The organism is Nocardioides sp. (genome assembly GCF_036274455.1).
Taxonomy (GTDB): Bacteria; Actinomycetota; Actinomycetes; order Propionibacteriales; family Nocardioidaceae; genus Nocardioides.
In genome coordinates this window covers 1-24,310 of record NZ_DASUFR010000142.1, presented here as the reverse complement: position 1 = coordinate 24,310, position 24,310 = coordinate 1, and the positions used below count along the sequence as shown (strand labels likewise).

Annotated in this window: 29 protein-coding genes; 22 read left to right on the top strand and 7 right to left on the bottom strand. The window is 71.6% G+C overall.

What is annotated here, in order from left to right; translation table 11 throughout:
* The first annotated feature begins 2 nt into the window (after window positions 1-2).
* The 7 genes from VFV89_RS13795 to VFV89_RS13765 all read left to right on the top strand — a co-directional run bounded on the left by VFV89_RS13795 (window position 3) and on the right by VFV89_RS13765 (window position 6,565).
* Window positions 3-1,511, top strand: a complete 1,509-nt coding sequence (locus VFV89_RS13795; protein ID WP_329706527.1) for a sugar ABC transporter ATP-binding protein — start codon at window positions 3-5, stop codon at window positions 1,509-1,511.
* Complete coding sequence (locus tag VFV89_RS13790) at window positions 1,508-2,539, top strand: LacI family DNA-binding transcriptional regulator (RefSeq protein ID WP_329706526.1); 1,032 nt, start codon at window positions 1,508-1,510, stop codon at window positions 2,537-2,539. Before VFV89_RS13795 ends, VFV89_RS13790 begins: the two co-directional genes overlap by 4 nt.
* A gap of 377 nt (window positions 2,540-2,916) precedes the next feature.
* Window positions 2,917-4,194: a CpaF family protein gene (locus VFV89_RS13785; protein WP_329706525.1), complete on the top strand. Its 1,278-nt coding sequence runs from the start codon at window positions 2,917-2,919 to the stop codon at window positions 4,192-4,194.
* Window positions 4,194-5,045 (top strand): type II secretion system F family protein, encoded by an 852-nt coding sequence (locus VFV89_RS13780; protein ID WP_329706524.1) that lies wholly within the window; start codon window positions 4,194-4,196, stop codon window positions 5,043-5,045. The genes VFV89_RS13785 and VFV89_RS13780 overlap by 1 nt, the downstream gene beginning before the upstream one ends.
* Window positions 5,042-5,965 carry a type II secretion system F family protein gene (locus tag VFV89_RS13775; protein ID WP_329706523.1) on the top strand — a complete coding sequence of 308 codons (924 nt, stop codon included), beginning with the start codon at window positions 5,042-5,044 and terminating at the stop codon, window positions 5,963-5,965. The genes VFV89_RS13780 and VFV89_RS13775 overlap by 4 nt, the downstream gene beginning before the upstream one ends.
* A 34-nt stretch (window positions 5,966-5,999) precedes the next feature.
* Entirely contained in the window at window positions 6,000-6,194 is a 195-nt protein-coding gene (locus VFV89_RS13770; protein ID WP_329706522.1) for a hypothetical protein, read from the top strand.
* Complete coding sequence (locus VFV89_RS13765) at window positions 6,194-6,565, top strand: TadE/TadG family type IV pilus assembly protein (protein ID WP_329706521.1); 372 nt, start codon at window positions 6,194-6,196, stop codon at window positions 6,563-6,565. The genes VFV89_RS13770 and VFV89_RS13765 overlap by 1 nt, the downstream gene beginning before the upstream one ends.
* A gap of 5 nt (window positions 6,566-6,570) precedes the next feature.
* Here the strand turns inward: VFV89_RS13765 and VFV89_RS13760 are convergent, their stop codons facing one another.
* The gene (locus VFV89_RS13760) at window positions 6,571-6,978 is read right to left on the bottom strand and encodes an SRPBCC domain-containing protein (protein WP_329706520.1); all 408 of its coding nucleotides are present in this window, start codon (window positions 6,976-6,978) and stop codon (window positions 6,571-6,573) included.
* Window positions 6,975-7,289: a metalloregulator ArsR/SmtB family transcription factor gene (locus tag VFV89_RS13755; protein WP_329706519.1), complete on the bottom strand. Its 315-nt coding sequence runs from the start codon at window positions 7,287-7,289 to the stop codon at window positions 6,975-6,977. The genes VFV89_RS13760 and VFV89_RS13755 overlap by 4 nt, the downstream gene beginning before the upstream one ends.
* 7 nt (window positions 7,290-7,296) lie before the next feature.
* On the opposite strand from VFV89_RS13755, the gene VFV89_RS13750 reads away from it, so the two are divergent.
* Window positions 7,297-7,767: a hypothetical protein gene (locus VFV89_RS13750; protein ID WP_329706518.1), complete on the top strand. Its 471-nt coding sequence runs from the start codon at window positions 7,297-7,299 to the stop codon at window positions 7,765-7,767.
* On the top strand, window positions 7,751-8,203 hold the full coding sequence (locus tag VFV89_RS13745; RefSeq protein ID WP_329706517.1) for a pilus assembly protein TadG-related protein: 453 nt from the start codon (window positions 7,751-7,753) through the stop codon (window positions 8,201-8,203). Before VFV89_RS13750 ends, VFV89_RS13745 begins: the two co-directional genes overlap by 17 nt.
* Before the next feature lie 3 nt (window positions 8,204-8,206).
* Here VFV89_RS13745 and VFV89_RS13740 read toward each other — a convergent pair whose 3' ends face one another.
* On the bottom strand, window positions 8,207-9,217 hold the full coding sequence (locus VFV89_RS13740; RefSeq protein ID WP_329706516.1) for a hypothetical protein: 1,011 nt from the start codon (window positions 9,215-9,217) through the stop codon (window positions 8,207-8,209).
* Window positions 9,218-9,370: 153 nt separating this feature from the next.
* Between VFV89_RS13740 and VFV89_RS13735 the strand changes: the two genes are divergently transcribed.
* The 6 genes from VFV89_RS13735 (at window position 9,371) to prfB (ending at window position 14,738) form a co-directional block, all read left to right on the top strand.
* A complete protein-coding gene (locus VFV89_RS13735) occupies window positions 9,371-9,904 on the top strand; it encodes an RNA polymerase sigma factor (protein ID WP_329706515.1) in 534 nt (177 codons plus the stop codon).
* Window positions 9,901-11,055: a hypothetical protein gene (locus VFV89_RS13730; RefSeq protein ID WP_329706514.1), complete on the top strand. Its 1,155-nt coding sequence runs from the start codon at window positions 9,901-9,903 to the stop codon at window positions 11,053-11,055. The genes VFV89_RS13735 and VFV89_RS13730 overlap by 4 nt, the downstream gene beginning before the upstream one ends.
* Before the next feature lie 66 nt (window positions 11,056-11,121).
* Window positions 11,122-12,153 (top strand): endonuclease/exonuclease/phosphatase family protein, encoded by a 1,032-nt coding sequence (locus VFV89_RS13725; protein WP_329706513.1) that lies wholly within the window; start codon window positions 11,122-11,124, stop codon window positions 12,151-12,153.
* Between the two features lie 29 nt (window positions 12,154-12,182).
* Window positions 12,183-12,647 carry a CAP domain-containing protein gene (locus VFV89_RS13720; RefSeq protein ID WP_329706512.1) on the top strand — a complete coding sequence of 155 codons (465 nt, stop codon included), beginning with the start codon at window positions 12,183-12,185 and terminating at the stop codon, window positions 12,645-12,647.
* A gap of 76 nt (window positions 12,648-12,723) precedes the next feature.
* Entirely contained in the window at window positions 12,724-13,533 is an 810-nt protein-coding gene (locus VFV89_RS13715; RefSeq protein ID WP_329706511.1) for an NPCBM/NEW2 domain-containing protein, read from the top strand.
* 86 nt (window positions 13,534-13,619) lie between these two features.
* Window positions 13,620-14,738, top strand: coding sequence for a peptide chain release factor 2 (gene prfB, locus VFV89_RS13710; RefSeq protein ID WP_329706510.1), 1,119 nt, complete (start codon window positions 13,620-13,622; stop codon window positions 14,736-14,738).
* Between the two features lie 3 nt (window positions 14,739-14,741).
* Here prfB and VFV89_RS13705 read toward each other — a convergent pair whose 3' ends face one another.
* From VFV89_RS13705 to VFV89_RS13690, 4 genes are read right to left on the bottom strand one after another with little or no spacing between them, the layout of a single operon-like run.
* On the bottom strand, window positions 14,742-17,000 hold the full coding sequence (locus tag VFV89_RS13705; protein ID WP_329706509.1) for a fibronectin type III domain-containing protein: 2,259 nt from the start codon (window positions 16,998-17,000) through the stop codon (window positions 14,742-14,744).
* 46 nt (window positions 17,001-17,046) lie between these two features.
* A complete protein-coding gene (locus VFV89_RS13700) occupies window positions 17,047-17,679 on the bottom strand; it encodes a hypothetical protein (protein ID WP_329706508.1) in 633 nt (210 codons plus the stop codon).
* Window positions 17,680-17,709: 30 nt separating this feature from the next.
* Window positions 17,710-18,087, bottom strand: a complete 378-nt coding sequence (locus tag VFV89_RS13695) for a carboxymuconolactone decarboxylase family protein (RefSeq protein ID WP_329706507.1) — start codon at window positions 18,085-18,087, stop codon at window positions 17,710-17,712.
* Window positions 18,088-18,130: 43 nt separating this feature from the next.
* Window positions 18,131-18,394: a metal-sensitive transcriptional regulator gene (locus VFV89_RS13690; RefSeq protein ID WP_329706506.1), complete on the bottom strand. Its 264-nt coding sequence runs from the start codon at window positions 18,392-18,394 to the stop codon at window positions 18,131-18,133.
* Between the two features lie 121 nt (window positions 18,395-18,515).
* Here VFV89_RS13690 and VFV89_RS13685 point away from each other — a divergent pair, with 121 nt between their 5' ends.
* The 7 genes from VFV89_RS13685 to VFV89_RS13655 form a co-directional block, all read left to right on the top strand.
* Window positions 18,516-18,674, top strand: coding sequence for a hypothetical protein (locus tag VFV89_RS13685; protein WP_329706505.1), 159 nt, complete (start codon window positions 18,516-18,518; stop codon window positions 18,672-18,674).
* Window positions 18,675-18,726: 52 nt separating this feature from the next.
* Complete coding sequence (locus VFV89_RS13680; RefSeq protein ID WP_329706504.1) at window positions 18,727-20,691, top strand: alpha-amylase family protein; 1,965 nt, start codon at window positions 18,727-18,729, stop codon at window positions 20,689-20,691.
* A gap of 124 nt (window positions 20,692-20,815) precedes the next feature.
* Window positions 20,816-21,505, top strand: coding sequence for a cell division ATP-binding protein FtsE (gene ftsE, locus VFV89_RS13675; RefSeq protein WP_329706503.1), 690 nt, complete (start codon window positions 20,816-20,818; stop codon window positions 21,503-21,505).
* The gene (ftsX, locus tag VFV89_RS13670) at window positions 21,506-22,417 is read left to right on the top strand and encodes a permease-like cell division protein FtsX (protein ID WP_329706502.1); all 912 of its coding nucleotides are present in this window, start codon (window positions 21,506-21,508) and stop codon (window positions 22,415-22,417) included.
* 62 nt (window positions 22,418-22,479) lie between these two features.
* On the top strand, window positions 22,480-23,775 hold the full coding sequence (locus VFV89_RS13665; RefSeq protein ID WP_329706501.1) for a M23 family metallopeptidase: 1,296 nt from the start codon (window positions 22,480-22,482) through the stop codon (window positions 23,773-23,775).
* Window positions 23,776-23,825: 50 nt separating this feature from the next.
* Window positions 23,826-23,990, top strand: coding sequence for a DUF6767 domain-containing protein (locus tag VFV89_RS13660; RefSeq protein ID WP_329706500.1), 165 nt, complete (start codon window positions 23,826-23,828; stop codon window positions 23,988-23,990).
* 216 nt (window positions 23,991-24,206) lie between these two features.
* Window positions 24,207-24,310: SsrA-binding protein (locus VFV89_RS13655; protein WP_329706547.1), on the top strand; the 104-nt coding region annotated here is incomplete at its 3' end.

Below are 24,310 nucleotides of genomic sequence, written 5' to 3'. Positions count from 1 at the left end.
CGATGGAGCGCCCGCTCGTCGAGCTCGTCGGCGCGACGGTCTACTTCGGTGCCGACGCGGCGCTCGACGGGGTCGACTTCCAGCTCTTCCCGGGCGAGGTGCACTCGCTGATGGGCGAGAACGGCGCGGGGAAGTCCACCCTGATCAAGGCGCTGACCGGCGCGCTCCAGCTGTCCTCGGGCGAGATCCGGCTCGACGGCGCCCCGGTGCGGTTCCACTCGCCGCACGACGCCCAGCTCGCTGGCATCCGGGCGGTCTACCAGGAGATCGACCTGCTGCCGAACCTGTCGGTCGCCGAGAACATCGCGCTCGGCTCGGAGTCGCGGCGGTTCGGCCTCATCGACCGGGCCGAGATGCGGGTGCGGGCGCACGCGGTGCTCGCCGACCTCGGCCTCGACATCGACCCCGCCTCCCTCCTCGGGCGGCACTCGATCGCCGTCCAGCAGCTCGTCGCCATCGCGCGGGCGATCTCGACCGACGTACGCGTGCTGGTTCTCGACGAGCCCACCTCGAGCCTCGACCAGGCGGAGTGCACCGAGCTGTTCCGCGTGGTCCGCGACCTCAAGGCGCGCGGCGTCGCGATCATCTTCATCTCGCACTTCCTCGACCAGGTCTACGAGATCTGCGACCGGGTGACCGTGCTCCGCGACGGCAAGCTCGTCGGGGAGTACCTCACCCGGGAGCTCCTCCGCATCGACCTCGTCCACGCCATGCTCGGGCGCAGTGCCGACAAGCTCCGGACCCGGTCGCGGCTCCACGTCGTCGACGGCCGCAGGGAGCCCTACCTGAGCGCGCGCTCGGTCAGCGTCGGGTCGGGGATCGCCGAGGCCGACGTCGACATGGTGGAGGGCGAGGTGCTCGGCGTGGCCGGGCTGCTCGGGTCGGGTCGCACCGAGCTCGCGCGGGCGATCACCGGCATCGACCGGCTGGACGCCGGGATCATCCGGGTCCAGGGCGCCAAGGAGGGGATCGGCGGGCCGCGGACCGCGATCTCGCTCGGCGTCGTCTACTCCTCGGAGAACCGGCGCGCTGAGGGCATCATCGGCGACCTGAGCGTAGGGGAGAACATCACCCTCGCGCTGCAGGCCGAGCGCGGGATCCTGCACCGCATCCGGCCGTCGCGTCAGCGCGAGCTGGCGCTCAGCTGGATGGAGGCGCTGGACATCCGGCCACGCGACCTGGACCGGCCGGCGGGCACGCTGTCGGGAGGCAACCAGCAGAAGGTGCTCCTCGCGCGGCTGCTCGCACTGTCGCCGCGCGCGCTGGTGCTCGACGAGCCCACGCGGGGCATCGACGTCGGCGCGAAGGTCGAGGTGCAGAATCTCGTGGGCGAGCTCGCCGACAACGGGCTGTCCGTCATGTTCATCTCCGCCGAGCTCGAGGAGGTCCTCCGGGTGGGCAACCGGGTCGCGATCGTGCAGGGCGGGCGCATCGTCGACACGCTGCCGTCCGACGAGCTCACCCCCGACGTGCTGACCGCGTTGGTCGCCCAGCCGGAGTCCGAGCGATGAGCGAGCGCAAGCCGGCCCCGCCGGGACGTGGCCGGGCCGCCAACATCTTCGACGTCGCCCGGCTCGCGGGCGTTTCGCACCAGACGGTGTCGCGGGTCATCAACGACCTCCCGAACGTGCGGCCGTCGACCCGGGCCCGGGTGGAGCAGGCGATCGCCCAGCTGCACTACAGCCCGTCACCGGCCGCGCGCGCGCTCGTCACCAAGCGCACCCGCACCATCGGCCTGGTGACGCCCGGCATCTCCGACTACGGGCCGACGTCGATCGCGATGCACTTCAACTTCGCGGCCCGTGCGGCCCGCTACGCCGTGGAGTCGGTGAGCACGCCGCCCGCCGACCCCAAGTCGTTCCGCGCCGTCGTCGACGGGTTGCTTCGGCAGCGCGTGGACGCTCTCGTCCTGGTCGTGGTCGACGTCGAGGTGTTGGAGCTGGTGCGCAACCTCGACCTCAGCATCCCCGTCGTGATAGCCGCGTCCACGGCCCGGCGGAGTCCGGGGATCGTCTCCATCGACCAGTACCGCGGAGCGCGAGCCGCGGTCCGTCACCTGTCCGAGATCGGGCACACCCGGATCCTGCACGTCGCCGGACCGCGCAACGCGACGGATGCGACCGAACGGGTCCGCGGCTGGCGCGACGAGCTCGCCGAGCACCGGCTCGAGATCGTCCCGCCGGTCTTCGGCGACTGGTCCGCGGCGAGCGGCTACCGGCTCGGCACGGAGCTCGACATCGAGCCCGGGGCGGCGGTCTTCGTGGGCAACGACCAGATGTCGATCGGCCTGTTCTCGGCCCTGCGGGAGCGGCGGCTGCGCGTGCCCGAGGACGTCAGCGTCGTCGGCTTCGACGACATACCCGAGGCGGGCTACCTGTTTCCGCCGCTCACGACGATCCGCCAGGAGTTCGACACCCTCGGCGGGCTGATCATGCAGAAGGTCCTGATCGCCGTCGAGGAGTCGAACCCGCCCACGGAGGACACCCCGCTGCCGACCCACCTGATCCTGCGGCAGTCGACCCGTCCCGTTGACGACTGACCTCCCGGGCGACCCGTGGACTCGGTGTCACCCTGCCTCGACCGGAGCGAGCCGCTCGACCGTCCTCGGCCGCGGTGACCAATCAACCGCAGCCTGGCCCAGCGTGGTTGATCACCCACCGCCACCCTCGGCATGGTGGCGGGACACGCCGAGGCGCCGGCGGTCCGTGAACCCGTGAGCGGTTCAGGCCGGTTGAAAGGTCACCGCTGCCCGGGGGTGGGCTAGTCCACCGGCGCGGCCCATGTGGCGCCCACCCTCCAGCACGTCTCGTCACACCCGCACCAGTTCATCCACAGATTTCTGGTGCCCTCTTCCGCTCGTGCCAAGGGGGGCTTACGGTCGCGGCAGCAGGGCTCCTTCTCGGGATTCGGGGTCACATGACGACGACGCACGCCGCGGTGCCGGCCGGCACGGGCGCGCCCGACGAGCTGGTCGAGCAGCTCGACGCCCACGTGCGCGAGGCGGTTCGGCGCGAGGGCGTCGACCCCCAGCGCGACGCGGGCGTGGTGCGCCGCATCGCGGAGTCCGTCGTCCGCGACCACGACGAGCGCAGCCTGACCGGCGTGGTCGCGGCGGTCCCGGACGCCGAAGCGGTCGTGGGGGAGCTGGTCGCGCGGGTCAGCGGCTTCGGCCCGCTGCAGCCCTTCCTCGACGACCCGGCCGTCGAGGAGGTGTGGATCAACGAGCCCAGCCGGGTGTTCGTGGCCCGCCACGGCCGCCACGAGCTGACCAACCTGGTTCTCACGAGGGCCCAGGTGCAGGAGCTGGTCGAGCGGATGCTGAAGAGCTCGGGGCGGCGGATCGACCTGAGCCAGCCGTTCGTCGACGCGATGCTGCCCGAGGGCCACCGGCTGCACGTGGTGCTCGAGGGCATCAGCCGGGGTTTCTCCGCGGTCAACATCCGCAAGTTCGTGCTGCGCGCCAACCGGCTGCACAGCCTGGTCGAGCTCGGCAGCCTCAGCCCGCGGGCGGCGGCGTTCCTCGAGGCCTGCGTGCGGGCCGGGCTCAACATCCTCGTCGCCGGCGCCACCCAGGCGGGCAAGACCACGATGCTCAACTGCCTCGCTGCGGCGATCCCCGGTGGCGAGCGGGTGGTCAGCGCCGAGGAGGTCTACGAGCTGCGCTTCACCCATCCGGACTGGGTGGCACTCCAGACCCGGCAGCAGGGACTCGAGGGCACCGGTGAGGTGCGGCTGCGAGACCTGGTCAAGGAGAGCCTCCGGATGCGGCCGAGCCGGGTGATCGTGGGGGAGGTGCGGGCAGAGGAGTGCCTCGACCTGCTGCTCGCGCTCAACGCAGGGCTGCCGGGGATGTGCACCATCCATGCCAACAGCGCCCGGGAGGCGCTGGTCAAGGCGTGCACCCTGCCGCTGCTGGCCGGTGAGAACATCTCCGCGCGGTTCGTCGTGCCGACGGTCGCGGCCAGCATCGACCTCGTCGTCCACCTCGGCATCGACGAGCACGGCGTGCGCCGGGTCAACGAGATCGTCGGTGTGCCCGGCCGGGTCGAGAGCGACGTCATCGAGACAGAGCCGATCTTCGTCCGGCACGGCACCGAGCTGCGTCGCACCGGTGGCCTGCCACCCCGGCTCGAGCAGTTCGAACGTCGCGGGCTCGACGTCCACGGCATGCTCAGCGGACAGCTGGAGGGCTGATGGGCGCGCTCGTCGGGCTCGGCGTCGGAGTCGGGTTGCTGATGATCTGGTCGGCCTTCTTCGTGCCGCTCCGGCCGCGGACCGCGGGCCGGCCCGGCCGCACGGCCGACCTGCTCGCCCGCGCGGGGCTCGGCGAGGTGTCGATCACCGGGTTCCTCGTGCTCTGCCTGGTGATCGGCGCGGTCGCGGCGTTCGCGGTCCAGGTCGTGAGCCGCACGCCACCGGTGGCGCTCGCCTTCGGAGTGATGGGCGGCTACCTGCCGGTGGCCGTCGTCAGCGGGCGCGCTCGCCGCCGGCAGCGTGAGTTCGCCGAGGTGTGGCCCGAGGCGGTCGACAACCTCGCGAGCGCCGTGCGCGCCGGCATGAGCCTGCCCGACGCCCTGGCCGGCCTGGGCGTGCGCGGACCCGAGCCGCTGCGGCCGGCGTTCGACGCGTTCGCGCTCGACTACCAGGTCACCGGACGGTTCGGCGAGAGCCTCGACCGGCTCAAGCTGCGGCTGGCCGACCCGGTCGGCGACCGGGTGGTGGAGGGGCTGCGCGTGGCCCGCGAGGTGGGCGGCGGCGACCTCGGGCGGTTGCTGCGCAACCTCTCCGGCTACCTGCGCGACGACCTCCGCACCCGCGGCGAGCTCGAGTCCCGGCAGGCGTGGACCGTCAACGGCGCCCGGCTCGCGGTCGCGGCGCCGTGGCTGGTCCTGCTGTTCATGTCGTTCCAGACCGAGGTGATCCGGCGCTACGCCTCGCCCGGGGGAGTCCTCGTGCTCGCGGTGGGTGCCGGCCTGTGCCTGGTCGCCTACCGGCTGATGATGCGGATCGGACGACTGCCGGTCGAACGACGGATCCTCCGGTGACACCGGCCGCGTGGGGGGCACTGCTCGGTGCGGTGCTGTGTTGCGGCCTTCTGCTCGTCGGCAGCCGGGTGCTGGCCCTGCGCCGGCCGCGGCTCGAGACCCGGGTGCTGCCCTACATCCGCGACCTGCCGCAGGTCGCGAGCCGGGCCGCGCCGACCACGAGCGCTGCGCATGGCGTCTTCGGCCCGGTCCTCGCTGCCGCCGGCGAGGCGGTCGAGCGGGTCCTCGGCGGCGCGGCCTCGGTGCGCCGGCGGCTCCAGCGGGCCGGTGTCGACGTCACGGTGAGCGAGTTCCGCGTCCAGCAGGTGGTGTGGGGGCTGGTGGCGTTCGCCCTCGTCGCTGCCTACTCCGTCCTGAAGGCGTTGACCCACCCCGGTGGCGCGGTCGCGCCGGTGCTGCTCTGCCTCATCTCCTTCGCGGTCGGCGTCCTGGCCCGTGACCAGCACCTCACCTCGCAGGTCAAGCAGCGCGAACGCCGGATCCTCGCCGAGTTCCCTGCCGTCGCCGAGCTGCTCGCGCTCGCGGTCGCCGCCGGCGAGAGCCCGGTCGCCGCCCTCGACCGCGTCGTACGCCGCTCCGGCGGCGAGCTCTCCGCCGACCTGGCCGCGGTGCTGGCGGAGGTCCGCACCGGCGAGCCCGTGGCCGCGGCGTTCGACCGGATGGCCACCACGACCGGCCTGCCGCTGGTGGCCCGGTTCGCGCAGGGGATCGCGGTGGCGGTCGAGCGCGGCACGCCCCTCGCCGACGTCCTGCACGCCCAGGCGGCCGACGTCCGCGAGGCCGGCCGGCGCGAGCTGATCGAGGTCGCCGCCCGGCGCGAGGTGGCGATGATGGTCCCGGTCGTCTTCCTCGTGCTGCCGGTGACCGTGCTCTTCGCGTTCTGGCCCGGCGTGGTCGGGCTCTCGCTCACGGCCCCGTGACCCATCGTGGCCACCTCTCGGGAAAGGAAGCACGATGCAGCACCTCCACTCCGCACTGGCCCGGCTCTGGCTCGAGCTCAGCGCCCAGCGGCAGCGTGACGAGCGTGGCGACGTCCCCGGCTGGGTCCTCGTCACGGTCATGACCGCCGGACTGGTCATGGTCATCTGGGGCGTGGCCGAGACCCAGCTCCGCTCGATGCTCTCCGATGCCCTCGGCTCAGTGAAGTAGTGCCGAGACCTCGCACCGAGCGGGGCGCGGCGGTCGTCGACGTCGTCCTGGTCATGGTCGTGCTGGTGCCGGTCGTGCTCGGGATCCTGCAGGTGGCGCTGGTCCTGTTCGTCCGCAACGCGCTGGCGTCGGCCGCCTCCGAGGGCGCCCGGCTGGCCGCCACCCGCGACCGCGGGCCGGCAGACGGCGCCGCGTTGACCCGCGCGCAGATCGGCGGGGCCGTGTCCTCCCGGTTCGCCCAGGACGTCACCGCGGCCCAGCAGGGCCGGACCGTCGAGGTGACCGTGCACGCCCGGGTGCCTGCGCTCGGGATCGGCGGCCCGGCGGTCGAGCTGACCGTCACCGGCCACGCCGTCGAGGAGCCGCCGTGACCTCGCTAGGAGAGCAGCCGGTCGAGCCGGGCGAGCGTGAGCAGCCACCCCTCCTCGTGCCCGCTGTCCTTGCTCGTCTCCTCGTGCTCGAGGACGAGCCGGGTGACCTCGCCCTCGGGCGTGATCTGGACGGTGACCGTCGTCGGGTCCTCGTCGTCGTGCTCCCAGTCGAAGGTGAACACCAGCCGGGTGACCGGCTCGACCTCGACGTAGCTGCCGCCCACCACCCAGTCGCCCATCGTGACCCGCCAGTCGCCGCCGGGGCGCACGTCGAGCTCGGCCGTGGTGGGCAGGTCCGGGTTGGGACAGAACCAGCGCACGATCAGGTCGGGGTCGGTGAAGTGGGCGTAGACGCGCTCGGGCGGTGCGGCGTAGGTCTGCGAGAGCGTGAAGCCCAGGTCGGGGATGGTCATGGCTGCTCCTCGTCGAGTACGGCGCCGAGCCGGCCGAGCGCCGAGGTCCAGAACGCGCGCCGGTCGGTGAGCCAGCCCTCCAGCTCGCCGAACGGCTCGGGCCGCAGCCGGCAGGTCACCACGCGGCCGCGCTTGCGTCGCTCGACCCAGCCCGCGTCGACGAGCACGCCGACGTGCTTGCGAGCCGCGGTGAGCGTCATCGCGTGCGGCGCCGCGAGCTCGGAGATGCTGGCCGGGCCGCGTGAGAGCCGCTCCACCATCGCCGCCCGGGTCGGGTCGCCCAGGGCGGCGCAGAGGACGGCGACGGTCACCCCAACAGTGAACCATTCAGTTCAGTGTTGTGGCAAGGGAGAACGGGGGAGCGCGCTGGTCGAGCTGACCTGGCTCGGCATCCTCCTGATCGTCCCGATGCTGTGGATCGTGCTCAGCGTCGTCGACGTGCAGCGCGGCGCGTTCGGGGTCAGCAGCGCGGCCCGGGCCGCCGGCCGCGCCTACGCGCTGGCACCCACCGACGCTGTCGGGCAGGCGCGGGCCGAGCAGGCCGCCCGCCAGGCCCTCGCCGACCAGGGGCTGCGCGGGGTCCCGTTCACCGTCACTGTCAGCTGCACGCCGTACCCCCGCGACTGCCACCAGGGCACCTCGGTCGTCACCGTCCGGGTCGCCACCCGGGTCGACCTGCCGCTCCTGCCCGAGCTGCTGGGCGGCCAGGCGCCCAGCTTCGCGCTGGACGCGTCGCACGCGGTGCCGGTCGGGCAGTACCAGGAGGTCGACGGTGCGCCGGCCCCCTGAACGAGGACGCAGTGAGCGCGGTCAGGCCACCGTGCTCATCGTCGGCTTCGCCGTCGTGCTGGCGATGGTGGTCGCCCTCGTCGTCGACAGCACCGCCGCCTACCTCCAGCGGCAGGGGCTCGACACCCTGGCCGACGGCGCCGCCCTGCGCGGCGCGGACCTCGGCGCGACCGGTGCCGACGTCTACGAGGGCGGCGTCCCGCAGGACGTGCTCGCGCTGACCCCGGCGCAGGCCCGCCGGGCGGTCGGCGCCTACCTCGAGCAGTCGGGCGCGTTCGCCCGCTACCCGGGGCTGACCTACGCGGTGCGCGTCGAGCAGGACCGGGTCGTGGTCAGCCTGCACGCGCCGCTCGACCTCCCGCTGACCATCCCCGGGTCGCCGGAGCGCACGACCGTCGGCGCCGACGGCTCTGCGGTCGTCGGCGTCGACGGCTGACTCCTACGACGCGGTGTCGACCCGGACCAGCTGGTCGGTCTCCGTACGCAGCACCCACAGCGAGCCGAACGCCGACACGAGCCGGTTGGAGGCGGGACCGCCGGAAAGAGTCACCGCCGGGGTGAGCACGCCGGTCGCGGCATCGACGCGGTAGAGCGAGTGGTCACGGTCGCTGGCCCAGACCTCGGAACCGAGGTCCGCGAACATCGACAGCCCTTCGCCGTAGTCGATCGGGGAGACCATTCCGGTTCGGGGATCGAGCCGCCGAGTGCCGTCGTGACAACCGAACTCCTCGATGTCGATGCTGGTGTACCAGAGGGCGTCACCGGCGCCGGACGACGCGGCGCACGCCCCGGTGTCGAGGTGGATGGGAGCTCCATCGACCTGCCCCGTGGTCGGGTCCACCCGGACGACCTGGTTGCTCTTGATCATCGCGACCCAGAGCGAGCCGGCGGCCAGGATGGGCCCGGCCGCCTTGCGCCCGGGCAGCTTGGTGATGCCGTCCACTGCGCCGGTGACCGGGTCCATCCGGATCAGGGTCGGTGAGTTGTGGTTGACGACCCACACGTCCCTCGCGGTCGATGCGAGCCCCACTGGCCCATCCCATGGTGCCGACGCCGAGCGGGTGATGGTCCGCAGCACCTGGCCGGTCTCGGCGTCGAGCTGCATGACGACGTCGTTCATGAAGCTCGCGACCCACAGGAACGGCGGGGCGTAGGTTCCGAACCCCACGGGATACGGCGGGGTGACCACCCGAGTGACCCTGTTGGTGGCGGGGTCGACCCGAGTGATCACCCCGCTGGGCCCGCCCAGGAGCCACAGCCCGGTCTGCGTGACGACCGCTTGGTTGGGGGAGGTGACATCGATCGTCGCGACGACGTGGGCGCCGGCAGACGGCGACTCGGAGGCGCGGGCGGTGTCCGCGCTGCGCTCCGTGCCGCTCCCTCCGATTCCGCAGCCGGCGAGCGCCAGGGCCGCGGTGATGCCGATGAGGTATCGGTGAGTGCGTGTCATGGCCGGGATCACGCCCCAGCCCGGTCCGCGGTTCCAGATCGCCCAGGTGCGCCATACCACTTCGGCCAGAACCAGCGGAGACTCCAGAAAGACCGGCCACCGACGGAACCGCGCCGCCACCTCGCGCGTGAGAGGTAGCAGCAGGCGGAGGTGATGATGAGCGACCAGGCGGCGTTCGACGAGTTCTACCTCGGGACGCGCCTGCACCTGCTGCGTCAGCTGACGATGATGACCGGAGACCGTGAGCAGGCCGCCGATGTGCTCCAGGAGGCGTACGCCCGGGCCTGGCAGCGGTGGCGCCGGGTCTCCAGGCTCAACGATCCGATGGCCTGGGTGCGCACCGTGGCCTGGCGGGTGGCGATCAGCCAGCACCGGCGGTCGATGGTGGCCTCCGACCGGCTGCGCCGCTACTTCGCCCCCGAGGTCGCCGCGGATCCCGGTCCGGCGAGCGACCGGGTCCTCGACCTCCGGGCTGCGCTGCAGCTGCTGACCCCGGAGCATCGGAGGGCCTTGGTCCTCTACGAGATGTGCGGGCTGTCGGTCGCCCAGGTCGCGGTCGAGACCGAGGTGGCGGAAGGCACCGTGAAGAGCCGCCTGGCGAGGGCCCGGACTGCCCTCGCCGCGGCCCTCGGACCGGAGTACGCCGTTGTGCCCACCGACGCCGCGCCAGAGGGGAGCCCGCTGTGAACCTCGCGGAGCTGATGAACGAGCTGGCCGGTGACGTCGGCACCCAGGCCCTGCCGGAGCCCGACGAAGTCCGTGGCGTCGGCGACCGGCTGCGTCGACGGCAGCGCAACCGTCTCGCGGCCGGGGCAGCAGCCCTGGTCGTGGCGGCCGCCGCCACCGCGGTGGCGGTCACCGGCGGGGGTCTCCGGTCCGCTCCCGAACCGGTCGGCCCGGCCGAGGGCTGGCGAGTCGTCCGGGCCGTGGAGGTGCCGGGCTCCGGTTCCGCGATCGTCGGTGACGGCTCGCTGTGGGTGGTCAACATGGCGGCGCACCGCCTCACCGACGACGGCTCGGCGCCTGCGGGCGATCTCTACCAGCTCGACCCCGAGTCCGGTGACATCGTCGCGCGCATCCCGGAAGGCGTGGGGGGTTGGCCCGCCGTCGGCGGCGGAGCGGTCTGGCTGATGACGGCCGCCGGCGATCTCAACGTCCTCTCGCGCGTCGACCTCGCCACCCATGAGGTCACCAGGATCAAGACCACCCACCCGCCGACCCTGCCGCGCGGCGTTGCTGTGGTCGGGAACACGTTGTGGGTCGCGAGCCTCGACACCGGCGAGCTCATCGTGATGGACACCGACACGCTTGACGTACTTCGGCGGATCCAGCTCGGGTCGCCGGCCTCCAACCAGGCGCCGAACAGCGTGGTCACCGACGGGACCAGCGTGTGGGTGGCCGACGGCGACGGCGTGGTCTCCAGGTTCGACGCGGCCACCGGGAGAGAGACCTCCCGTCTCCAGCTGCCTGCGAGCGGCGTCCGGCTGACGGGGATCGACCCCCGAGGGGTGCTCTACGCCATCGCCTCCGACGGCCGGACGCTCCTCACCGTCACCACCGGCGCGGCCGGCGCGCCGGACGAGTACGCGCGGACGGTCCATGTCGGGACCGGGAGCGACACCGTGCTCGCCGGAGTCGCCTTCACCGATGGGGCGACCTGGCTGGCCACGAGCAGCCCCGACCAGCTGCTGCGGATGGACCCGCAGTCCTTCGAGATCACCGGACGTACGCCGCTGGAGGGGGCGAACCACAAGAGCAACGTCCCGGTCGCGATTGCGGCGACCGACGACGCCGTGTGGGTCCGGGTAGACGGGCAGGTCATCGAGGTCGCCCCCTGAGTGGGGCCACGTGCCAGACCCGTCCGGGCCATTGCCGAGGCCGCGTCCACGCGCGACCGTCGGGAGATGGACCACGAACAGTTCAGCGTCGCGACGTTCAACCTCTACAACTTCCAGCTGCCCGGGAAGAAGCTGAACCCGTTCCAGAAGCCGTGGACCAAGGACGAGTTCAACCACAAGGTCTCGTGGATCGCCCGGATGCTGGAGAACATCGACGCCGACATCGTCGGCCTCCAGGAGCTCTGGCACGCCGAGGCGATGGAGACCGTGCTCGCCCGGCAGGCGCTCAAGGACAAGTACGACCTCCTCGCGACGCCGGCGACCGGCACGAAGATCGTGTGCGCGGCGCTGGTCCGCAAGGGGTTGCTGAGCGGGGACCCGGAGTGGATCTCCACCTTCCCGGCCGCGGTCCGGCTCGAGTCGACCGACGAGCTCGACCCCCAGTCGCCGGCCATCGAGGTGCACATCCCGGGCTTCTCGCGCCCGGTGCTGCACTTCAAGGTCGCGCTGCGCGACGCGCCGCCGCTGGTCGAGGTGTTCGTGGCGCACCTGAAGTCCAAGCTGCCCACGCAGATCAACGGCGAGCCGTGGTACGACGCCGACCCGGAAACCTACCGGGACCACCGCAACGCCCTCGGCGGGGCGATCTCGACGATCCGGCGTACTGCGGAGGCGACCGCGCTCCGGGTGCTCCTCACCGGCGTCATGAAGGGGACCGAGACGCCGGTGCTCGTGCTCGGCGACCTCAACGACGGCCAGCACAGCAACACCATCAACATCCTGACCGAACAGCCGAACTACCTCGTGGGCGAGTCCCACGGCGGCGCCGACATCGGGCTCTACACGGCGCAGACGCTGCAGGAGTACCGCGACACCCGCGACGTCTACTACACCCACGTCCACCAGGACCTGCGCGAGTCGCTCGACCACGTGCTGGTCAGCGAGCAGTTCTACGACCACAGCCTGCGCCGCAAGTGGCTCTTCGACGGACTGATGATCAACAACGACCACCTCAACGTCGAGGACCACAAGGCCACCGGGACCACGGACCACGGTGTGGTGAAGGTTCGGTTCAAGTGGAAGCCGTTCGCCAGCTAGCCGGGTGGATCCAGGCTTAGCCTGAGGGCATGCGTCGCACCCTCGCCCTGCTCGCGTCCGCCGCCGTCCTCGTCGCCACCGGCAGCCTGCCGGCCGGCGCCCAGCAGGCGCGGCAGACCCCGGCCGGGAAGTACGCCCAGCAGGCGTTCGCGGCGACCAACGCCAACCGCACCCACAACGGGCTCAAGGCGCTCAAGGCCAACGACTGCGTCAAGCACGCCGCGGTCCGGCAGGCCAAGCTGATGGCGCAGCGCGAGCAGATGTTCCACCAGGACCTCGGCCGGGTGATGAGGGACTGCAAGCTCAACACCGCCGGCGAGAACGTCGCCTACGGCTTCCCGAGCGGCCGGTCGGTGGTCAACGACGGCTGGATGAACTCCGAGGGCCACCGCGCCAACATCCTGAACCCGTCGTTCAGGCTGATGGGGATCGGCGCCCGCAAGGGCCACGACGGGCGCTGGTACGTCGCGCAGGTCTTCGGCCGCAAGGCCTAGGCCAAGGTCTGGCGAACCGAACCGCCGCTGCGTGCATCGGACCCGGTGACACACCCTCACCGGAAAGGCACCACCCATGTACCGCACCACCATCGCGGCCGGCGTCGTCCTGGCCGCCACCCTCAGCGCGACCGCCCTCGCCACGGCCGACGCTGCACCCAGCCACGACCGGTCAACGTCCGTCCGGGCCGGCGCCTACAAGGTCACCGCGACCGTCAACAAGACCGAGCCGCTGCAGGGCAGCAAGGTCAAGATCAAGGGCTCGGTCAAGCCGGCCGCGGCCGGCAGCAAGGTCACCCTCCAGTTGCGCTACGCCGACCAGAAGAAGTGGACGAACGTGGCCACCGACACTTTGTCGGGGAGCGGCAAGTTCACGTTCAAGGACAAGGTCAGCAGCGTCCGCGAGCGCAAGTACCGCGTCGTCAAGGCGGCCTCCGCCGGCCACGCTGCCGGTCACAGCAAGTCGCTGAAGGTGACCGTCTTCGGGTGGCGGGAGCTGACGTCCCTAAACCCGGCGACTGCCTCCGGCTTCGGCGAGTGGGACACCGGCGTGAAGATGAACGGCGTCGCCTACCCGAACTCCCTGCGGACCTTCCCGCCGTTCCCCGGCTCGGGGTCCGGCAACTCGATCGACTACAACCTCAACCGCGCGTGCAAGTCCTTCCGCGGTGTCGCCGGGCTCGACGACTCCTCGGCGGTAGCGGGCACCGCAACGGTCTCGATGGCGACCGACGGCACCGCGCGCTACAGCGGCTCCTTCGCGCTGACCCAGTCGGCACCGGTGACCTTCGACGTCACCAAGGTGTTCCGCCTCTCGATCACCGCGTCGCTCGCCAACGGCGGCACCGCCGCCGTCGGCACCCCGCAGGTGCTCTGCAGCTTCTGACTCCTCGCAGCCCGGGGGAGCACGAGGGGCCGGGCCCCGGCGCACGGAATCCGCGCGCCGGGGTCCCGCCAGTAGCATTGCCCCTCGTGGCAGGACCCGACTTCGACGCCGAGATCAAGCAGCTCAGGGCGACCATGAGCACCATCGAGCAGGTGCTCGACCTCGACGCGATGCGCAAGGAGATCGGCGAGCTCTCCGTGCAGGTTGCCGCACCCGACCTGTGGGACGACCAGGACAACGCCACCCGAGTCACCGGCCGGCTCTCGAGCCTCCAGGGCGAGGTCGACCGGGTCACCGAGCTGTCCCGCCGCATCGACGACCTCGAGATCATGGTCGAGCTCGGCCAGGACGAGGGCGACGCCGCCACACTGGAGGAGGCCGAGGCCGAGCTGGCCAAGATCCACAAGACGGTCGAGGCGCTCGAGGTCCGCACCCTCCTCTCCGGGGAGTACGACGTCCGCGAGGCGCTGGTCACGATCCGGTCCGGCGCCGGCGGTGTCGACGCGGCCGACTTCGCCGAGATGCTGATGCGGATGTACACCCGCTGGGCCGAGCAGCACGGCTACCCGGTCGACGTCTACGACACGTCGTACGCCGAGGAGGCCGGGCTGAAGTCCGCGACGTTCGCCATCCACGCGCCCTACGCCTACGGCACGCTCAGCGTCGAGGCCGGCACCCACCGGCTGGTCCGGATCAGCCCGTTCGACAACCAGGGCCGGCGGCAGACCAGCTTCGCTGCGGTCGAGGTGGTGCCGGTGCTCGAGCAGACCGACGAGATCGACATCCCCGACGAGGACGTGCGCGTCGACGTCTACCGCTCGTCCGGCCCCGGGGGCCAGTCGGTCAACACCACCGACTCGGCGGTGCGGCTCACCCACCTTCCTACCGGGATCGTGGTCAGCTGCCAGAACGAGAAGAGCCAGCTCCAGAACAAGGCCAGCGCGATGGTCATCCTCAAGGCCAAGCTGCTGGCGCTGAAGAAGGCCGAGGAGGCCGCGCAGCTCAAGGAGCTCAAGGGCGACGTGGCCGCCAGCTGGGGCGACCAGATGCGCAACTACGTGCTCAACCCCTACCAGATCGTCAAGGACCTGCGGACCGGCTACGAGGTCGGCAACCCCAGCGCCGTCTTCGACGGCGACCTCGACGGGTTCCTCGAGGCGGGCATCCGCTGGCGCCGGGGACAGGAGCGCGCCGCCGAGAACTAGCCTCTACCGGGCCACGACCACCCTGGACATCGGGCTGGTTGCGCCGGAGCCGACCGCGTTGGTCGCGACCACCGCGAAGCGGTACTTCCCGGCCTTCAGCTTCGCTTTGTAGCGCAGCGGCCTGTCGGCGGCGACGATGAAGGTGCGCACAAGCCTGCCGCTCCGGGCCTTGTAGACGTTCACGGCATAGGTGGTGATCGGCAGGCCGCCGTCGGCCGGAGCCACCCAGGTGACCGAGGCGGTCTTCTTCCCGCCCTTGCGGCCCTTCTTCGCCTTCGGCGCCGCAGGGGCACCGGGCACGTCGAACGTCGTCACCGACGTGGCGGCCGACGGTCCGGGGCCGACGGCGTTCCTGGCCCGCACGGTGAGCTGGTAGGCCGTCCCGCGGGTCAGGCCGGAGAAGGTGTGGCTGCCGACCTCGCCGACGTCGACGGCCGGACCGCCGGACATCGAGACGGTGTAGCCGGTGAGCGGGCTGCCGCCGTTGGTGCCCGGTGGCGACCACGCCACCGTGAGGCTCGTCCCGTCCGGGCCCGACGTGGCGGACAGACCGGTCGGCGCGCCCGGGGCCGCCGGCGTGGATGCGGTCGACGAGGCGGCGAGGCCGACGCCGACCGAGTTCCGCGCGGCCACCGTGAACAGGTAGGTGGTCCCCGGGGTGAGGCCGGTCCAGGTGTGGCTGCCCACCAGGCCGAGGTCGACCGGCGCCGCGCCGCTGCGGCTGACCTGGTAGCCGGTCACCGCGTTGCCGCCGTCCGACACCGGCGGCGACCAGGTGAGCGTCGCGGAGGTCCCGTTGGCGGCCGGGGTCACGACGAGCGACGTCGGAGCGCTGGGGGTGCCCGCGGTCGCGCACCCGGACACGGTCATCGTGTAGGCACCGATGCTGGCGTAGTCGGTGTAGCCCGTCGCGCCGGTGCCGTTGCCGACGCCGTCGACGCGGGCGAAGTAGGTGCCGGCGGGCACCGTCGTCGCGACGGAGGCGGCCAGGCCGCTCGCACTGTCCCGGTTGACGAACGCCGACACCGGGTCGTCGCTCGCCACGACCGCGCCGCCGGAGTCGAGCAGCTCGAGCCTGATGTCGAGGTCCGGGCTGGGCGGCGCGCCGGTGGCGGCCACGGTGACCGCGCCGGAGCAGGTGCCCAGCGCGAAGGTGTCCGTGTCGCTCGCCGAGGTGATGACCGCCTGCAACGGCAGCCCCGGGGCCGCGGTGGCGACGGTCCCGCCTGCCTCGTCCGCGATGACCGGCGCGCCACCGGCGGCGATGATCGCGAGGTCGTCCTGGGAGTTGTTCGCGTTGGTGTACTGCCCCTTGCTCCACTGCACGACCGGCTTCTGGTAGCCGACGCCCATGATCGGCGCCCACATCGCGTGGCCGCAGTAGTAGGCGAGGCTGGTGCAGCCCGAGGTCGTCGCGGTGGTGCCGTCGTGGTTGAGCCCGAAGTTGTGGCCGACCTCGTGTGAGACCGCCTCGGCGATGTCCTTGGTGTCGTTGTTGGCCAGGCTGTGCCCGAAGACCCACGCCGGCTGGTGGTAGGCGTGCGCCGAGGTGCCCGAGCCGAAGTCGTCGAACACCCCCACGTAGGCCACCCCGCCGCAGCCGCTCGGGCAGACCGCCGCCGATGCGGTGGTGTTGTCGGAGATGAGCGCGCGGGTCCCGAAGTTCTGGTCGCCAGAGCTGGACCGGTCGATCGCGGCGTCGCCGGGGTCCTCGGTGGTGACGTCGACGTCGAAGGCCGCGTAGTCCTCGCTCACCCGCTGCCAGATCGCCTGGATCTGCTCCTTCTCGGTGTCGTTGAACGTGGTCAGGTCGGGGTCGAGGCTGTAGCCGGAGTAGAAGCCGTTGGGAAGGCCGCCGGCGTTCCACGCGGTGCCGGAGACCGTCGTCCCGTCGAAGTCGAGGTAGATCACATGGGTCGACGTCGGCCGGCTGTGCAACAGGAACGTCTGGTCGAGGGGGAACGGCGGCGCGTCCGGCGCCAGCCTTCGCGGACCCTCGTCCGTGGGCTCGACGTAGTACATGCGCGCGTCCCGGTCCAGCCACGCGGTCGGGTCCTGGCGCAGGATGCGGCGGAGCTCTCCCGGGCCAACGCCGTTGAGCTCGGCCGCGGCCGCGACGTCGTCGCCGAGCAGCGTCAGCGCCTGCGCCCCGTGTGCGGGTCGCGGCAACCTCGGGCTCCGCGCGTCGGCCGGCGCCTGGGCGACGAGGGCGAGCGAGGTCGCCGCAAGGCCCGCGAGGGCGAGCAGAGGAGAGAGCCGCACCTGCACAGAGTGCCTGTGATCGGGCCCGCCCGTCATCGTTTTCCCGTCAGTCGGCGACGGCTCGGGCAGCCTCGGTCACGCCGACGCACCAGCGGCCGGCCCGGTCGGTCACGTCCCAGGTGGCGCCGGCCGGCCGCGCCACCTCGCAGACCAGCCACGCGTCGCCGAACAGCCCGCGGTACGACGACCGCACGACCCCGTCCTTGGTGCAGGTGAGGGCGAGCGTCGGGGAGCCGAACGGCGGTCCGCCCGCCTGCTCGCAGCCCGGCCCCTTGGCGGCGCTCCTGGCCAGCCGCTGGGCCTGGTCGGCACCGACGGGGGTGGAGAAGATCCAGGCCTGGGCCACCGCACCGTCCGCACCGGTCCACCGGCAGCCGAACTCGTCGGCCACGTCCTCGACACCGTTGCCGAGGTCGATGGTGTCGCCGTTCTGCCAGGTGGCGGAGTCGGTCGCCTCGCCGCCCAGCGCCGCGCTCACCTGGCGCTCGTCGACCGCCTCGCAGAACGGCCCGCGGGTCACCACCACGCCCGTGGTGTCGAAGGCGGACAGCGCGGTGGTCGTGAACGGCGTCCTCGCCGCCGGCGGTCGCTCGTCGGATCCCAGCGCGAGCACGCCGCCGCCCACCAGCGCCAACGTCGCAGCAACAGCCGAGGCGGCGAGGGCGGCGGCTCGGTGCACGCCGCACAGCCTAGGGAGTAGCCCGCTGCCTCACTCGCCGGCGAACTCGCAGAACGCGTCGTACGCGCGAGGTCCGTGGATGGTGGCCGGGCCACCGTGCATGAGGAAGGTGACACCGATGGCCTCGGCCGCCTGCTGCCGCGTGGCGCCCGCCCGGGCGGCGGCCTGCGCGTGGGAGGCGATGCACCCGTCGCAGCCCTCGACCACGGCGATCGCGAGGGCGATCAGCTCCTTGGTGGCGGCGTCGAGCGCGCCGGCGGCGAACGCGGCCTCGTGCAGCTCCCGGAACCCCTTGTAGGCGTCCGGGATCGCCCGCCTCAGCTCGCGGTGCAGGGGCGCCAGGTCGTCGAGGACGGCTTTGCCGTGGGGGCTGGTGTGGGTGTCCTCGGACTCGAGGATCGCGGTCACGGTGCTTCCTTCCGGAGTGGGGGATGGGTCCTTCGGCTCGGGTCTAGGCCAGGCCGAGGAAGAGCTTCTCCAGCTTCTTGACGTCGACGGAGCCGGGGCCGTCGCCCTCGGTCATGCACTGCTGAAGGCCGGTCGCCACGATCTGGAAGCCGGTCCGCTCGAGTGCCTTGAGGACGGCGGAGAGCTGGTTGAGCACGTCCTCGCACTCCGAGCCCTCCTCCATCATCCGGATGACCTTCCCGAGGTGGCCGTGGGCGCGCTTGGCGCGGTTGATGATCGCGTGCATGTCACGAGACTCCAGCTGCATGACGCCACCTCCGTTCCTCTCGTCGGGGTTCCGTGTGCCATCATAACCCCCTGGGGGGATAACCCCCAAGGGGGATACGATCCACCGAGGCCAGCAAATGTCCCCATCGAGAGGAGACCTCATGTGCCACGCGGCACGCTGCCGCACCTGCGGCAAGACCACCTGGCGCGGGTGCGGCCAGCACGTCGCGCAGGTGAAGGCCGGCGTCCCGGCCGGCCAGTGGTGCCCGGGCCACCCCGAGGAGCGTCGCGGGCTGCTGCGCCGGTTGGCGGGACGCTGAACCTCCACCAGTGAGGTCCGCACCGCCGTCGGCGGTGCGCTTGAATGCTTCGATGGGCGCCCCTCCGGAGATGCACGCCGCTGCCGCGGTGGTGCTGGAGGGGGCGGTCGGGCTCGACATGCTCCTGGGCCCGGCCGGGCTGAGCCCCGAGCGGCGCCAGACCTTCGCGCTCCGCCTCGACCGCTACTGGCCCGACCTGGAGGCCGGCGTCCGCGAGATCCACCCCGACCCGGCCGTGGCAGACGATCTGCTGGCCCGGCTGGTGCGCGCCGCGGCCACGGCGTACGCCGAGCGCCCGGCCGACCTGCACGAGCTCGACCAGCGGCGGTTGCTGACCCCTGACTGGCTCCAGCAGCCGCGGATGTTCGGCTACGCCTGCTACACCGAGCGGTTCGCCGGCGACCTGAAGGGCGTGGCCAAGCACCTCGACCACCTCCAGGACCTCGGCGTCACCTACCTGCACCTGATGCCGCTGCTGCTGCCGCGCGAGGGGGACAACGACGGCGGGTACGCCGTGCAGGACTACCGCGCGGTCCGCCCCGACCTCGGCACCGTCGACGACCTGCGCGAGCTCGCTTCGACGTTGCGCTCCCAGGGGATCAGCCTGGTCATGGACCTGGTGCTCAACCACGTGGCGCGCGAGCACGAGTGGGCGGTGCGGGCCCGGGCCGGGCAGGCGGCCTACCGCGACTACTTCCACGTCTTCCCCGACCGCGACCTGCCCGACGACTACGAGCGGACCCTGCCCGAGGTCTTCCCCGACTTCGCGCCCGGGAGCTTCACCTGGGACGACGGCCTCGACGGCTGGGTGTGGACGACGTTCAACGAATGGCAGTGGGACCTCAACTGGGCCAACCCCGCGGTGCTGGCCGAGTTCGCCGGGGTCATCCTGTGGCTGGCCAACCTCGGTGTGGAGGTGTTCCGGCTCGACGCCATCGCGTTCCTCTGGAAGCGGATGGGCACCAGCTGCCAGAACCAGCCGGAGGTGCACGCGATCACCCAGGCGCTGCACGCGCTGACCCGGATCGCGGCGCCCGCGGTGGCGTTCAAGGCCGAGGCGATCGTGGGTCCGCGCGACCTGGTCCAGTACCTCGGCACCGGCCCCCACGCCGGCCGGGTCAGCGACCTCGCCTACCACAACAGCCTGATGGTGCAGATCTGGTCGATGCTGGCGACCGGCAACACCATCCTGGCCAGGCACGCCCTGCGCGCGCTGCCGGCGACCCCCGGCACCGGCACCTGGATCACCTACGTGCGCTGCCACGACGACATCGGCTGGGCGATCGACGACTCCGACGCCTACGCCGCGGGGGTCACCGGCCCGGGCCACCGGCACTTCCTCTCCGAGTGGTACGCCGGCACCTTCCCCGGCTCGTGGTCCGACGGGCTGGTCTTCCAGGCCAACCCGGACACCGGCGACAAGCGGATCAGCGGCACCGCGGCCGCGCTGGCCGGGCTCCACGACGGGCAGCCGCCGCCCGACGAGGAGGCCGCGAAGGCGCGGATCTTCCTGGCGCACGCGATCGCAGCGGGCTGGGGCGGGATCCCCGTGGTCTGGAGCGGCGACGAGCTCGGCCAGCCCAACGACCCGGGCTGGGCCGCCGAGGAGGGGCACGAGGACGACAACCGCTGGGCGCACCGGCCGCGGCTGGACTGGTCGCGGGCCGTGGCCCGGCACGACACGCGCACGGTGCCGGGGCAGGTCTTCTCGGGGCTGGCCCACCTCGCCCGGGTCCGCGCCGCCCTGCCACAGCTGCACGCGTCGGCGCCGACCACGGTGCTCGAGGACACCGATGACGGCGTCCTCGCGGTGGTCCGCCAGCACGCCAGCGGCGCCTTCGTGGGCCTCTACAACGTCAGTGGTCACCGCCGCCCGTTCCACCTGCACCGGCTCCGGGCGGCCGGCCTGACCACGCCGTACGACGCCCTGGGCGGCCACCGGCTCGAGGCCGGAGGTGACGGCGTCCTCTGGCTCCCGGCGTACGCCGCGTGGTGGGTCGTGGACGCGCCACGTTGAGTCGGGAGTTCCGCCGGTTGAATCCGGACTTCCGCCGGTCGAATCTGCACTTCTGCCGGTGGTTTCGCCCGACTCGACCGGCAGAAGTCCGGATTCAACGACCCACCCCGTACTCTCGGTCCACGTGATTCGCTTCGAGAAGGTCACCAAGACCTATCCCGGACAGGGCAACCCCGCCCTCGACCAGGTCAGCATCGACATCGAGAAGGGCGAGTTCGTCTTCCTCGTCGGGCAGTCCGGCTCCGGGAAGTCGACGGCGCTTCGCCTCGTGCTCCGCGAGACGAGGTCGACCGGTGGCCGGGTGCACGTGGCCGGCAAGGACCTCAACCGGCTCGCGGGCTGGAAGGTCCCGCGGCTGCGCCGCCAGATCGGCACCGTCTTCCAGGACTTCCGGCTGCTCCCCAACAAGACCGTGGCGGAGAACGTCGCCTTCGCGCTGCAGGTGATCGGCAAGTCCCGCAGCGACATCAAGAAGCTGGTCCCGACCACGCTGGAGCTGGTCGGCCTCGAGGGCAAGGGGGAGCGGATGCCGGACGAGCTGTCCGGCGGCGAGCAGCAGCGGGTCGCGATCGCCCGCGCCTTCGTCAACAAGCCGATGATCCTCATCGCCGACGAGCCCACCGGCAACCTCGACCCGACCACGTCGGTCGGGATCATGAAGCTCCTCGAGCGGATCAACCGCACCGGCACCACAGTGCTGATGGCCACCCACGACGCCGGGGTAGTCGACCAGATGCGAAAGCGGGTCATCGAGCTCGACCACGGGCGCGTCGTACGCGACGACGCCCAGGGTGCCTATGGAGCGGCCGGCTAGATGCAGTTCCGCTACGTCTTCTCCGAGCTCGGCCAGGGGCTCCGCCGCAATGTCTCGATGCATCTCGCGGTGGTGCTCACGATCTTCGTCTCGATGACCCTCCTCGGCCTGGGTGTGCTGATGAAGCAGCAGACCGACATCGCCACGCGCTACCTCGGCAACCAGCTGCAGGTCACCGTCTACCTCTGCCGCGACGGCGACGCCAACCCCGCCTGCGGCGGCGAGGTGACCGACGAGCAGAAGCAGCGCGTCGAGGAGGCGATCAAGGAGAGCCCCGAGGTCTCGTCGTACCGCTTCGAGTCGAAGGAGGAGGCCTTCGAGAAGGTCAAGGACCTCTACGGCGAGGACCAGTTCGACGGCCCCAACCCGGCGCTGACCGCGGACGACATGCCGCAGTCCTACTGGATCACGCTGAAGGACCCGAAGCAGTTCGAGGGCGTGACCAGCGCGGTGCAGACACTCGACGGCGTCTCGCAGATCCGCGACCTGCGCAGCATCCTCAAACCGATCTACCAGTGGCTCGGCGTGCTCAAGTGGGGTGCGGCGATCACCGCGCTCTTCCTCGTCGTCGTCGCGCTGCTCCTCGTGGCCAACACGATCCGCCTGGCAGCCTTCGCGCGCCGCAAGGAGATAGCGATCATGCGGCTGGTGGGCGCCTCGACCCTCTACATCGCGCTGCCGTTCCTGCTCGAGGCGCTGGTCACCGCGGTGATAGGTGTCGCCCTGGCCGGTGGGGCCCTGGGTGCGTTCATGTACTTCGGCGTGCACCAGCGGATCGCCGACTCGGTCTCGTTCATGCCCTGGATCGGACTGCAGGACTACACGACCGCCCTGGCCGTGATCGCCATCGCCGGACCCGTCCTGACGCTGCTTCCGACACTCCTACTGACCCGCAAATACCTCAAAGTCTGAGTCGCGACCCTTACCGTCAGGGGCGTCCATCGTTACTTCCCCGACGGTGAGGATCCAACGACGTGCGCTCCTTCCCCGGCGCCGGCGGCCGCTCCGTGCTGGCCTGCCTCCTTGTCGTGACCCTTGGTGGCGCCGCCGTGCCGGCGCTCGCTGCCGACGGCGACGGTCTCAAGCACAAGCAGAAGCACGTCCACCAGCAGATCCAGCAGGTCCAGGGCGACATCGACGAGGCCAGCCGCGCGATCACCAGGGCCAAGGCCCAGCTCGCGGAGGCCGAGAAGCAGCTCGCCGCGGCCCAGGCCGACTACGCCGCCAAGCAGGCCTACGCCGCCGACGTCCAGGCCAAGCTCCAGGTCGCCACCGCCGAGAACGACCAGGCCCAGGCTGCGCTGCAGGCCGCCCAGGCAACGCTCGCGCAGGCCAAGGCGGACGTCGTCGCCGGACAGGCGGCCCTCGACGCGCAGCAGAAGAAGGTCAAGGACACGATCGTCGGGCTCTACCAGCAGGGCTCGCCCCAGCTGATGGCGTGGACCGGCTACCTCGAGGCGCAGACGCCGGACGACCTGATCCGCAAGATGGAGTACGCCGACACGCTGGTCGAGGACCAGAACTCCGTCTTCGTCCAGCTGCACGCCGCCGAGGTCGCGCTGCGTGCGAAGAAGGAAGAGGTGAAGGTCGCCGAGGCCGCGGCCGACGAGCAGGCCGACGTCGCCGCCCAGGAGCTCAACAACGTCACCCAGCTCAAGCAGGAGGCGGACCAGGCCGTCAACGAGGCATTGCTGGCCCAGAACCAGGTCACGCTCACCGTCGCCGCGCGCCAGAAGGCGCAGCACAAGGCGCAGCGCGCCAAGAAGCGCGACCGCGAGGAGCTCCGCCAGCTGCAGCGGCAGGAACAGCACATCAAGCACCTGATCGCCCTGGCGGCTGCGCACGACCACTCGCCGGGCTTCGTCGGCAACGACGACGGCTTCCTGCTGCCGCCGGTCAACGGCCCGGTCACCTCGCCGTTCGGCTACCGGATCCACCCGATCTACCACTACTGGGGGCTCCACGACGGCACCGACTTCGGCGTCTCCTGTGGTGAGGGGATGCGGGCCGCGGCCGACGGCCGGGTGCTCTCGCGCTACTGGTCCGACGTCTACGGCAACCGCCTCTACATCGACGTCGGCAAGGTCAACGGCCACAACCTGACCGTGGTCTACAACCACGCCTCGTCCTACCGCGTCAACGTCGGCGACCACGTGACCCGCGGCGAGATCGTCGGCTACGTCGGCTCGACCGGCTGGTCCACCGGCTGCCACCTGCACTTCACCGTCCTCCGGGACGGCAAGGCAGTGGACCCGATGACCTATCTGTAGGTGACCTTCGTCCCTGCTGCCGACGGCCGAGTGGCCGTAGCGTCGACGACGTGGCCAGACCCACGCCCATGTGCCCGATCCGGCTCGGTGAGTCGTGCTCGTTGTGCGTCCCCGGGGCGACCGGTCCGCAGGACTGCCCGCTGGTCTACCTGGTGCGGACCGACCCGGAGCTGCGGGAGCGGCTGGCCGAGCTGCGCCGGGAGGCCGCGGCATAGGACGTGGCGTAGGACGTGGCGTGGGACGTGGCTCCCACGTCCCAGACGGCGCCGGACTCGACCCTCGGCCGTGGCTGAGTCCGAGTCCCAGCATCGGCTGCGGAGGTCTCGACACGGCCGGTTCCGACCTCGTCCCTCGGTCGGACGGCCTGCTCGACCACCAACAGTCGGACCGGCCCTCGTTCCTCGGGCCGCTCCGACTGCGAGAATGGTGGGATGGCCAGGGAGCAGGGGCGCAAGGTGATCGCGCAGAACCGCAAGGCGCGGCACGACTACGCCATCGAGGACACCTACGAGGCGGGCCTCGTCCTCCAGGGCAC